This window comes from Saccharothrix sp. NRRL B-16348, from assembly GCF_001280085.1.
Taxonomy (GTDB): Bacteria; Actinomycetota; Actinomycetes; order Mycobacteriales; family Pseudonocardiaceae; genus Actinosynnema.
In genome coordinates this window covers 25,149-36,575 of the sequence record NZ_LGED01000263.1, presented here as the reverse complement: position 1 = coordinate 36,575, position 11,427 = coordinate 25,149, and the positions used below count along the sequence as shown (strand labels likewise).

Below are 11,427 nucleotides of genomic sequence, written 5' to 3'. Positions count from 1 at the left end.
GAGCTGGTCCCACTGGCGCAGACGCCACCAACACCGCGCCAAACAAGCCCACTACCAGCGAAGACAGACACAACATCACGAACTGCGGCTGGAGTACTAGGAGGGCAACGGCGTGGACATCGTCTTCAGAGGCGCACGGGTCGTGGACGGCACCGGCGCGCCCTCCTACCGGGCGGACGTGGGCGTGCGCGACGGGCGGATCGCCGCGATCGGCGACCGGCTCGACGGGCGGCGGGTGGTCGACGCCGACGGCCGGGTCCTCGCGCCCGGCTTCATCGACATGCACTCCCACTCCGACCTCCAGGTGCTGGCGAACCCCGACCACCTGGCCAAGGTGTCCCAGGGCGTGACCACCGAGGTCCTCGGCCAGGACGGGCTGTCCTACGCGCCCGTGGACGACGACGTGCTGGCCGTGCTGCGCGCCCAGCTGGCCGGGTGGAACGACGACCCGCCCGGCTTCGACTGGGACTGGCGGTCGGTCGGCGGGTACCTGGACCGGCTCGACCGGGGCATCGCGGTCAACGCCGCGTACCTCGTGCCGCAGGGCACGCTGCGGATGCTGTGCGTCGGCTACGACGACCGGCCCGCCACCGACGCCGAGCTGGACCGGATGCGCGAGGTGCTGGCGCGGTCGTTGCGCGAGGGCGCGCTGGGCATGTCGTCCGGCCTCACCTACACCCCCGGCATGTACGCCGACACCGCCGAGCTGACCGAGCTGTGCCGGGTCGTCGGCGAGCACGGCGGGTTCTACAGCCCGCACCACCGCAGCTACGGCGCGGGCGCGCTGGAGGCGTACGCCGAGATGGTGCGCGTGTCGCGTGACGCCGGCTGCCCGCTGCACCTCGCGCACGCCACGATGAACTTCGAGGTCAACCGGGGCCGGGCGGGCGAGCTGCTCGACCTGCTCGACCGGGCCATCGCCGACGGCGCGGACATCACCCTCGACACCTACCCCTACCTGCCCGGCGCGACGTACCTGTCCGCGCTGCTGCCGAGCTGGGCGGGCGAAGGCGGACCCGAGGCGACCCTGGCCCGGCTGTCCGATGTGGACACGCGCGAGCGGATCCGGGTGGAGATCGAGGAAACCGGCTCCGACGGCTGCCACGGCGTGCCGGTCGACTGGGACACCATCGAGGTCAACGGCGTGCGCAAGACCGAGAACGCGCACCTCGTCGGGTCCTCCGTCGCCGAGTCCGCGCGCCGCGCCGGACGGCCGCCCGCCGAGCTGTACTTCGACGTGCTGGTGTCCGAACGGCTGGGCACCTCGTGCCTGATGCACGTCGGCCACGAGGACAACGTGCGCGCGATCATGCGGCACCCCGCGCACACCGGCGGCAGCGACGGCCTGCTCGTCGGCGATCGGCCGCACCCCCGCGCGTGGGGCACGTTCCCCCGCTACCTCGCCCGGTACGTGCGCGAACTCGGCGTGCTCGGCCTGGAGGAGTGCGTCGCCCACCTGACCGGGCGGGCCGCGCGCCGGCTGCGGCTGACCGACCGCGGGCTCGTCCGCGAGGGGTACGCGGCCGACCTCGTGCTGTTCGACCCCGACTCGGTCGCCGACACTGCGACGTTCGACGAGCCCCGGCAGGCCGCTGCGGGCATCACCCACGTCGTCGTCAACGGGGTGCCCGTGCTCGACGAGGGCGGGCGGACCGACGCCCTGCCCGGCCGTTCCCTGCGAAACCACCGGAGCCGCGCGTGATCGACTGGCTGCAGCACACCACCGGAGGCCTGCTGACGCTGTCCGCGCTCAGCATCGCCCTCCTCCTCGCGATGATCATCAGGTGGAAGGTCGAGCCGTTCATCGCGCTGCTCGTCGTCGGCCTGCTGGTGGCGCTGGCCGCGGGACTGCCGGTGGAGACGCTGGTCGGGTCGGCGCAGAAGGCGTCGGACTCCCTGGTGGAGAAGGGGTTCGGCGGCATCCTCGGCCACGTCGCCGCGATCATCGGCCTCGGCACGCTGCTCGGCTCGATCCTCGAAGCGTCCGGCGGCGCGGAAGTGCTGACCCGGTCGCTGCTGCGGGCGTTCGGCGAGAACCGCGCGCCGCTGGCCATGGGTCTCGCCGGGTTGATCTTCGGCGTGCCGGTGTTCTTCGACATCGGCATCTTCGTGCTCGCACCCCTGGTCTACGTGGCCGCGAAGCGCAGCGGCCGGTCGATCGTGCTGTACGCGATGCCGTTGCTGGCGGGTCTGTCGGTGATGCACGCGTTCATGCCGCCGCACCCCGGCCCCGTCGCGGCGGCCGGGATGCTCGGCGTCGAACTCGGCTGGATCATCATCATGGCGCTGGCCGTGGCGCTCCCGTCGTGGTTCATCGGCGGCGTGCTGTTCTCCGCGTGGATGGGCAAGCGGCTGCACGTGCCCGTGCCGGAGGAGATGCTGGCCGCCGCGGAGAAGATGCGCGGCGAGCAGACCAAGGGCGAGCCGCCGCTGGCGTTGGTGCTGGGGATCATCGCGGTGCCGCTGGTGCTGATCCTGGCGGGCACGTTCGGCAGCATCCTGCTGCCCAAGGGCTCCACCGTGCTCGGGGTGTTCACGTTCTTCGGCACGCCCGCGGTGGCGTTGACGATCGCCGTGCTGCTGGCGTTCTGGCTGCTGGGGTTCCGGCGGGGCATGACGCGCGAGCAGGTGACCGAGCTGTCCGCCGCGTCGCTGCGGCCGGTGGCGATGATCCTGCTCGTGGTGGGCGCGGGCGGGTTCTTCGGCGCGGTCCTGTCCGCGACCGGTGTCGGCAAGGTGCTCGCCACGTCACTGGCCGACGTGGGGCTGCCGGTGATCGCGCTGTCGTACGTGATCAGCTGCGGGATGCGCATCGCGCAGGGCTCGGCCACCGTCGCGATCGTGACGACGACCGGCATCGTCGTGCCCGTCGTGGCCGACCTGGACTACTCGCAGCCGCAGTTGGCGCTGCTGGTCATGGCGATCGCGGCCGGGTCGATCATCGCGTCGCACGTCAACGACGGCGGGTTCTGGATCGTGTCCCGCTACTTCGGCCTGTCGGTGAAGGAAACCCTCCAGACGTGGACCGTGCTGGAGACCATCCTGTCCGTGGTCGGCTTCGTGGTGGCCGCGCTGCTGAGCCTGGTGGTGTAGCCGGCGGCGGGCACGCTCCCTCTTCGAGTGTGCCCGCCGCCGTCCCCTCCCCCCTGCTTCCCCCTTGCCCCCCGCCTTCCCCCTTGCCCCCGCCTCCGCTTCCCCCTGCCAGTGGCCTGCCTGCCTTTCAGCCTGCCTTCGAACCGTCGGGCTCTCAGCCTGCCTTCAAACCGTCGGGCCTGGCCGCGAACCACACACCGCCGACGCCCTGGCCCTTCGCGTCACCGCACACCACGTCGTCGGCGAACAGGTACAGCGGCCACCCGGCCACCGTGGCCTGCAAGGAACCGTCCGCACGGGTCACCGAGCCCACCAACGAGGGGTCCACACCCCGCACCTCGAACTGCGGCGAGTCCACCAGCAGCGGCGGCCACTTCGTCGCGCAGTCGCCATCGCAGTTCGACGCCGACGGTTTCGCGCTGTCCTCGTCGAACCGGTACAGCGTCATGCCGTCCCGGTCGGTCAGCACGGTCCCGAGCGCACCGACCGACGCCGTCGTCAGCACCAGACCCGCGGCGGGTGCGGCTTTCTTGCCGTCCGGCGCGGCCACGAACCACGTGCCACCGACCCCCTGCCCCTTGGCCTCACCCGGCGCCGCGTCGTCGGCGAACCGGTACACCGGCCAGCCCGCCACGGTGACCTGCCTGGTGCCGTCCGCACGGTCGAGCGTGGCCACGAGCGCCTGGTCGACACCCCGCACCCGCACGTCGCCGGACGTCGCCAGGACCGGCGGCCACTGCTCCGCGCAGCCACCGTCGCAAGTGGACGTCGACGGCTTCGCGGTGTCCCTGTCGAACCGGTACAGCGTCCGACCTTCACCATCGGTCAACACCGTGCCGAGGCCAGGCACCACGGCCGTGGACACGTCGGCCGCCGGCGCGACCTCGTTCTCGGCCTTCTTCGGCGCTGCCCCAACGGGACCGTCCCCCCGCTCCTGCACGCCTGACTCCTGCACGCCCGACTCCCGGGCAGCGGACTCCTGTGCAGCGGGCCGGCCTTCACCGGTCCACGAAGCGCCGAGCAGGGCGATGCCGACGAGAGCGGCGGCACCGATGGCGACTGCACGAGTGCGGGTCATGGTGAACCTCCCTGGGGCAACCGAATGCCACCCACACGGACACCAAGCCCGAACGGTTCACCAAATCTGATGATTTTCTGCACACTCCTGGGGCCGCTCTCGGGTCAGCCCGCTACCCAGCGCCCCACCCAACGCCCATCACCCAACGCCCGTTGCCCAACGCGCCGTCGCTGAACGCCCCATCACCCATCACCCATCACCCAGCGCCGCGTTGCCCAGCGCCCCATCACCCAGCGCCGCGTGACCCAGCGCCGCGTGGAACCCGGCCAGGTAGGTGCGCAGACCCCGCTGGCCGCTGCGCATCATCAACTCGTGGTTGGCCAAGAGCAGCGGCCGGGCGACGACGGCCAGACGGCGCAGCAGCGGCTTGCGCACCACCACCTCCTGGTCGTACACCAACCGCGACCCGGCGCCCTCGGGGAAGATCCGCCAGCTCGCCGTGCCGTCGAGGTCGCCGACCAAGTCGGCGCGCAACAGCCCTGCCGCCGGCTCCCGCGCGTTGTGGCGGGCCTGGAACACCAGGTCGTAGGGCAGCACCGAACGGCACCGCAGCTCGGCAACGTCGTCGGCCACCCGGCGGGCCGCACGCACCTGCGGCCACCACCGCGGGTAGCTGCCCAGGTCGGCGAGCACGTCGAAGGTCCGCGCGGGCGTGCTGTCCACCGACCACACGCTGCGGAAGCGGTAGCTGTTCAGCGGCATGACGCCCATCCTGCCCGTGGTCGGGCAGACCGGTCACCCACGCGACCACCCTCGTCCACCGCATCCCCGTACGCGGCGGCCTACGTTCAGGACGTCGCGGACGAGACAGCCAGAGACGGTCCGAGTCGGCCACGCATAGCAGTGTGGCCGGGGCGCCGCGGCCTCCTTCTTTTCCGGCAACGCAATCCGCGTTTCCATTCATACCCGGCAGCCGTAACGCCTTCGGGTGATCTTGGGTCAGCCGACGGCGGCTTCGGAGGGGAGGACTTCGCGCAGGAACTGGCCCGTGTAGCTGTCCGCGACGTCCGCGACCTGCTCCGGAGTGCCCTCGGCCACGACCATGCCGCCGCCCGACCCGCCCTCCGGCCCCATGTCGACCAGCCAGTCCGACGTCTTGATCACGTCGAGGTTGTGCTCGATCACGATCACCGAGTTGCCCTTGTCGACCAACCCGTTGATCACGCCCAGCAGCTTGCGGATGTCCTCGAAGTGCAGACCCGTGGTCGGCTCGTCCAGGATGTAGACGGTCTTGCCGGTGGACCGCTTCTGCAGCTCGGCCGCCAGCTTCACCCGCTGCGCCTCACCACCGGACAGCGTGGGCGCGGGCTGGCCGAGCCGCACGTAGCCCAGACCGACGTCGACCAGCGTGCGCAGGTGCCGGTGGATGGCGTTGATCGGCTCGAAGAACGTCGCCGCCTCCTCGATCGGCATGTCGAGGACCTCGGAGATCGTCTTGCCCTTGTAGTGCACTTCCAGCGTCTCGCGGTTGTACCGGGCGCCCTTGCACACCTCGCACGGCACGTAGACGTCCGGCAGGAAGTTCATCTCGATCTTGATCGTGCCGTCGCCCGCGCACGCCTCGCAGCGCCCGCCCTTGACGTTGAACGAGAACCGCCCCGGCTGGTAGCCGCGCACCTTCGCCTCGGTGGTGGCGGCGAACAGCTTGCGGATGTGGTCGAACACGCCCGTGTAGGTGGCCGGGTTGGAGCGCGGGGTGCGGCCGATCGGCGACTGGTCGACCTGCACGAGCTTGTCGACCTGGTCCAGCCCGCGCACGCGGGTGTGCCTGCCCGGCACCTGCCGCGCGCCGTTGAGCTTGTTCGCCAGCACGGTCGCCAGGATGTCGTTGACCAGCGTGGACTTGCCCGAGCCGGACACGCCGGTGACGGAGACGAGGCAGCCGAGCGGGAACGACACGTCGATGCCGCGCAGGTTGTGCTCCCGCGCGCCGACCACGGTGAGCTGCCGCTTCTTGTCGACCTTGCGGCGGGTGGCGGGCATGGCGATCTCCTTGCGCCCCGCCAGGTACGCGCCGGTGATCGACTCCTTGTTCTTCAGCAGCTCCTTGTACGGGCCGCTGTGCACGACCTTGCCGCCGTGCTCGCCCGCGCCGGGGCCGATGTCGACCACCCAGTCGGACGTGCGGATGGTGTCCTCGTCGTGCTCGACCACGATCAGCGTGTTGCCGAGGTCGCGCAGCCGGGTCAGCGTCTCGATCAGCTTGTGGTTGTCGCGCTGGTGCAGCCCGATCGACGGCTCGTCCAGCACGTACAGCACGCCGACGAGGCCGGAGCCGATCTGCGTCGCCAACCTGATCCGCTGAGCCTCACCACCCGAAAGGGTGCCGGACGCGCGGTCCAGTGACAGGTAGTTGAGGCCGACGTCGAGCAGGAAGTGCAGCCGGGCCTGGATCTCCTTGAGCACCGCGCCCGCGATCATCGACTCGCGCTTGCCGAGCTTGAGCCCGTCGAGGAACTCCGAGCACTCCGACACCGACATCGCGCACACCTCGGCGATGGACTTGTCGCCCTTGCGCCCGTGGTGCAGGGTCACAGCGAGGATCTCGGGCTTGAGGCGGGTGCCCTGGCACGTGGGGCACGGCACCTCCCGCATGTAGCCCTCGTACTTCTCCCGCATGTACTCGGACTCGGTCTGCTCCTGCCGCCGTTCCAGGAACGGGATCACGCCCTCGTAGTTGGCGTAGTAGGAGCGCTCACGGCCGTAGCGGTTCTTGTAGCGGACGTTGACCTGCTCGTCCACGCCGTGCAGCACGGCCTTCTGCGCACGGGCGGGCAGCTGCCGCCACGGCGTGTCCATCCGGAACCCGATGGCGAGGCCCAGCGACTCCAGCAGCCGGGTGAAGTACTCGGCGGTCTGGCCGGACGCCCACGGCGCGATCGCGCCCTCACCGAGCGACAGCTCGTCGTCGGGCACGACCAGCTCCGGGTCGACCTCCTTGCGGACGCCGATGCCGGTGCACGCCGGGCAGGCGCCGTAGGGCGAGTTGAACGAGAACGACCGGGGCTCCAGGTCCTCGATCGCCAGCGGGTGGCCGTTCGGGCAGGCCAGGTTCTCGGAGAAGCCGCGCACCCGGCCCGGGTCGCCTTCCGGCACGTCCACGAACTCCAGCTCGACGAGGCCGTCGGCCAGGCGCAGCGCCGTTTCCACCGAGTCGGTGAGCCGCTGCTTGGAGCTGGCCTTCACGCTCAGCCGGTCGATGACGACCGCGATGTCGTGCTTCTCCTGCTTCTTCAGCTTCGGCACCTCGCCGAGGGCGTGGACCACGCCGTCGACCTTGGCGCGCGAGTAGCCCTGCGACTGGAGGGTGGAGAACAGGTCGAGGTACTCGCCCTTGCGGCCCCGGATGACGGGTGCGAGCACCTGGAACTTGGTGCCGGACTCCATGGCCAGCACCTGGTCCACGATCTGCTGGGGCGTCTGCTTGCTGATCGCCTCGCCGCACGTGGGGCAGTGCGCCTTGCCGGCGCGCGCGTAGAGCAGCCGCAGGTAGTCGTAGACCTCGGTGATGGTGCCCACGGTCGACCGCGGGTTGCGGCTGGTCGACTTCTGGTCGATCGACACCGCGGGCGACAGGCCCTCGATGAAGTCGACGTCCGGCTTGTCCATCTGGCCGAGGAACTGCCGCGCGTACGCGGACAGCGATTCGACGTAGCGGCGCTGGCCCTCGGCGAAGATCGTGTCGAAGGCGAGGCTGGACTTGCCCGAGCCGGACAGCCCGGTGAACACGATGAGGCTGTCCCTCGGCAGGTCGAGGTCCACCCCTCGCAGGTTGTGCTCGCGCGCCCCGCGAACGACAAGCCGGTCGGCCACAACGGTTCCCTTCGGTTCTTGCCTTTCCCCGAACAGACGTTCGAAAAGCGTATCGGACCACTGCGTCGGCCCTGTCGGGGAGGGCGTCAACCATGCTAGGACCGAGCACCGACGAATCGTGACGGGCACACTCCCACGATCGTGCGCCAACGGCTCTACCGGTCGGTAGTCCACGCCCCTACGCTGGGGTGATAGGCCGTTCGGCCGCAAACGCCGGGATGAGGTGCCCATGAGCTTCGCTGATGCCGCCCAGGTCCGATCCGCCGAGACGAGCGTACCCGCGCCGCGCGAGCAGTCGGCCGCGGCGCAGGACGCCGTCGCCGGGCTCGCCGAGGTCGACCGGGCGACACGGGCGTTGTACGAGGTCGTCGCGGGTTTGGACCTGTCCGCGCTGCGGGGTTCGAGCCTGCTGCCCGGCTGGAGCCGGGGGCACGTGGTGACGCACCTCGCGCGCAACGCCGACGCCCTGGTCAACCTGCTCACGTGGGCGAAGACCGGCGTCGAGCACCAGATGTACCCGAGCGCCGTCGACCGGGACGCCGACATCGACGAGGGCGCGGGCCGGTTGCCGCAGCTGCTGCGGGCGGACCTGGACGCGGCGTGCCAGCGGTTCGCCACGGCCGCCCGCGAGCTGCCGCCCACGGCGTGGGAGGCGGAGGTCGCGCACCCGAAGTCGGGCCCGTTCCTGGCGCACCGGGTGCCGTGGCTGCGGGTGCGCGAGGTGTGGTTCCACCTGGTCGACCTGGACGCGGGCGTCGGGTTCGCCGACCTGCCGCCGGAGCTGCTGGAGGGCTTCCTGGAGGAGGCCGTCGGCCAGTACGCCGACCGGGCCGACGTGCCGCCCGCGCGGGTGGAGGCGGTGTTCTCGGACGGCCGTCAGCGCAGTTGGGGGCTGACCGCGGACAGCGCGTCGTCGCCCATCGTGAGCGGCGCGGCGGCCGACGTGCTGGGGTGGCTGACCGGGCGCCAGAGCGGCGCCCTGCTGAACGGGACGGCGCCGACGCTGCCCAAGTGGCTCTGAGCGGCGTGCAGGCGGGCGGTGAGCAGCAGGCCGGCCATGGTCGGCCGGCTCGCCATCAGGACGCGGTGCGCCGGCCGTTCCACGAACTTGGTGAGCAGCCAGCCGAGGACGACGGCCGAGGCGGTGAAGAACGCCAGCTCGGTCCACGGTCCGCCGTAGGGCGAGACCTTGGCCATCACGACGTAGCCGAGCTCCTGGTGCACCAGGTACACGCCGTAGGAGATGCCGGCCAGCCACTTGATCGGTCGGGAGAGCAGGCGCACGGGCGCGATGTCCCAGTCCCGGCCGCCCGCCGCGGCGCACACGCCGATCACCATGACGCCGAACCCGATCGTGGACCTGAGGTCGCCGCTGTGCCCGAACTGGACCAGTAGTGCGGCCGTGAGCAGGGCGAACAGGTGCCGGTCGCCGAGCCGTCCCTTGGACCACAGCCAGATGGCGATGCCGACGGCGAACAGCTGGGCGCGCTGCGCGCCCAGGCCGTTGTACAAGGTGTGGACGAGACCGGGGTCGACCGTCCAGTCCTTCACGGCGAGGGGCACGACGATGAGGGCCCAGAGCATCGCCTTGACGGCCCGGCCGCGGATCCGTGACACCAGCAGCGCGCCCGCGACGAACCCGGTGACCTGGATCGGGAGCGTCCAGTAGGAGACGTCGACCAGGCGTGCGTCGGGGAACCAGCTCTGCAGCATGAGGACGTTGACGACCAGGTCGCGCGGTTCGAGTTCGCTCCAGCCGTCCGGCGTGAGGTAGCGCAGCACGGCGTACGTGCACACGGCGGCCACCACGTAGGCGGGCAGCAGGCGGGCCAGCCGGTTGCGCAGGAAGCGGCCGGGTTCGCCCTTGGCCAGCGAGGCGCAGGCGAAGAACGCGGAGATCACCACGAGCGTGCTCGCGCCGAACTCGAAGCCGAAGACGAACGACGGCCGGCTGAGCTCGGGGTGGTTGGCCGGGCCCACGCGGGTGGCGTGCTGCAGGAGCACGGCCAGCACGGCCAGGATGCGCAGGACGTCCCAGTTGATCCGACGTTTGGTAGGCACGAGGAAGAAGAACCCTAATCAGACGGTGTCGGAGATGCGGCGGTGATCGTTGTCAACCCTATGGGGTCGAGCTGTGGGAACCCTGAAGGGTCCCGGTCGGATACGGTCGGCCATTGTGGACGTACTAGAGGACTACACGGGGCATGTGTCGCCGGGCGGACCGGCGGCTCGGCGCATCCTGGACGCGTTGACCATCACCAAGGTCTCGGTCGGCCCGATGGACAACAACGCGTACCTGCTGGTCTGCCGCGCGACGAACGAGGGTCTGCTCATCGACGCGGCGGCCGACCCGGAACGGCTGTCGGACGTCGTCGGTCACGAGGTTGACCGGCCGAGGCTGAAGACCGTGGTGACCACGCACCGGCACCAGGACCACTGGGGCGCCCTGGGCGCGGTCGCGGGCGCGAACGGCTCGAACACCATCGCGCACGAGGCGGACGCGGACGTGCTGCCCATCCCGCCGGACGTGCTGGTGGGGCACGGCGACACAGTGCACGTCGGCGAAGTCCCGTTGACGGTGATCCACCTGCGCGGCCACACGCCGGGCTCGATCGCCCTGCTGTACCGCGATCCAACCGGCCACCCCCACCTCTTCACCGGGGACTCGCTGTTCCCGGGAGGGGTCGGCAAAACCACGTCACCTGAAACCTTCGGTTCCCTCATGGACGACGTGGAGGCCCGGATCTTCGCCGAACTGCCGGACGACACGTGGGTTTACCCAGGTCACGGCGACGACACCACGTTGGGGCGTGAGCGACCTCACCTGGCCGAGTGGCGTTCGCGGGGTTGGTGACGGAGCGCACGCGGGCGGGGTCGCCCGGCGGCCCCGTCCTTGGTCGGTCGTAACCCTCGCTCCGCGCGTCGTCAGGCGTCGGCGGTGCGTGCCAGTTCGGCGGTGAGCAAGGCCTCGGTGTCCTCGTCGAAGGCGACCAGCCTCACCAACGTGACGTCGGTCGCGGTGGCGCGGATCGTTGTCACGGCGATGCGGGCGGCTTCCACGGGAGGGAAGCCGTAGACGCCCGTGGCGATCGCGGGGAAGGCGACGGTGCGGGCGCCCAGGTCGTCGGCCACGCGGAGGCTGCGCCGGTAGCAGGAGGCCAGGACTTCCGCCTCGCCGTGGCCGCCGCCCTCCCACGCCGGGCCGACGGTGTGGATCACGTGCCGGATCGGCGGGGTGAGGTCGAACGCCGGGGTGGCCATGGCCTCGCCCGGTGGGCACGGGCCGATCGCCGCGCCGGCCTCGGCCAGTCGCGGGCCCGCCGCGCGGTGCACCGCGCCGTCCACACCGCCGCCGCCCATCAGCGACTCGTTGGCCGCGGTGACGATGGCGTCCACGTCCTCGCGGGTGATGTCACCGCGCGCTACCTCGATCGAGACCACGC

The 11,427-nt window shown here is 71.0% G+C and carries 8 protein-coding genes and 1 pseudogene; 4 read left to right on the top strand and 5 right to left on the bottom strand.

Going from position 1 to position 11,427, the window contains the following annotated elements:
- The first annotated feature begins 112 nt into the window (after positions 1–112).
- Positions 113–1,702: an N-acyl-D-amino-acid deacylase family protein gene (locus tag ADK67_RS43920; protein ID WP_053722546.1), complete on the top strand. Its 1,590-nt coding sequence runs from the start codon at positions 113–115 to the stop codon at positions 1,700–1,702.
- A complete protein-coding gene (locus ADK67_RS43915) occupies positions 1,699–3,093 on the top strand; it encodes a GntP family permease (RefSeq protein WP_053722545.1) in 1,395 nt (464 codons plus the stop codon). The genes ADK67_RS43920 and ADK67_RS43915 overlap by 4 nt, the downstream gene beginning before the upstream one ends.
- 154 nt (positions 3,094–3,247) lie before the next feature.
- On the opposite strand, the gene ADK67_RS43910 is transcribed toward ADK67_RS43915, so the two are convergent.
- The 3 genes from ADK67_RS43910 to uvrA all read right to left on the bottom strand — a co-directional run bounded on the left by ADK67_RS43910 (position 3,248) and on the right by uvrA (position 7,984).
- A complete protein-coding gene (locus ADK67_RS43910) occupies positions 3,248–4,171 on the bottom strand; it encodes a hypothetical protein (protein ID WP_053722544.1) in 924 nt (307 codons plus the stop codon).
- A 189-nt stretch (positions 4,172–4,360) separates the two neighbouring features.
- Positions 4,361–4,873, bottom strand: a complete 513-nt coding sequence (locus ADK67_RS43905; RefSeq protein WP_053722550.1) for an SRPBCC family protein — start codon at positions 4,871–4,873, stop codon at positions 4,361–4,363.
- 237 nt (positions 4,874–5,110) lie between these two features.
- Positions 5,111–7,984: an excinuclease ABC subunit UvrA gene (uvrA, locus tag ADK67_RS43900; RefSeq protein WP_053722543.1), complete on the bottom strand. Its 2,874-nt coding sequence runs from the start codon at positions 7,982–7,984 to the stop codon at positions 5,111–5,113.
- 229 nt (positions 7,985–8,213) lie between these two features.
- Between uvrA and ADK67_RS50150 the strand changes: the two genes are divergently transcribed.
- Positions 8,214–9,005, top strand: a complete 792-nt coding sequence (locus ADK67_RS50150; RefSeq protein WP_082404743.1) for a maleylpyruvate isomerase family mycothiol-dependent enzyme — start codon at positions 8,214–8,216, stop codon at positions 9,003–9,005.
- 101 nt (positions 9,006–9,106) lie between these two features.
- Here ADK67_RS50150 and ADK67_RS43895 read toward each other — a convergent pair.
- Positions 9,107–10,045, bottom strand: a pseudogene (locus tag ADK67_RS43895) (acyltransferase family protein); the annotation flags it as partial.
- Between the two features lie 115 nt (positions 10,046–10,160).
- Here ADK67_RS43895 and ADK67_RS43890 point away from each other — a divergent pair.
- Complete coding sequence (locus ADK67_RS43890) at positions 10,161–10,838, top strand: MBL fold metallo-hydrolase (protein WP_053722541.1); 678 nt, start codon at positions 10,161–10,163, stop codon at positions 10,836–10,838.
- 71 nt (positions 10,839–10,909) lie between these two features.
- On the opposite strand, the gene ADK67_RS43885 is transcribed toward ADK67_RS43890, so the two are convergent.
- Positions 10,910–11,425 (bottom strand): O-acetyl-ADP-ribose deacetylase, encoded by a 516-nt coding sequence (locus tag ADK67_RS43885; protein ID WP_053722540.1) that lies wholly within the window; start codon positions 11,423–11,425, stop codon positions 10,910–10,912.
- Positions 11,426–11,427 lie beyond the last annotated feature (2 nt).

Excerpts from the sequence above, each read along its gene's own strand:
- ADK67_RS43910 (WP_053722544.1), bottom strand. The coding sequence starts at position 4,171 with ATGACCCGCACTCGTGCAGTCGCCATCGGTGCCGCCGCTCTCGTCGGC.
- ADK67_RS43905 (WP_053722550.1), bottom strand. The coding sequence starts at position 4,873 with ATGCCGCTGAACAGCTACCGCTTCCGCAGCGTGTGGTCGGTGGACAGC.
- ADK67_RS50150 (WP_082404743.1), top strand. The coding sequence starts at position 8,214 with ATGAGCTTCGCTGATGCCGCCCAGGTCCGATCCGCCGAGACGAGCGTA.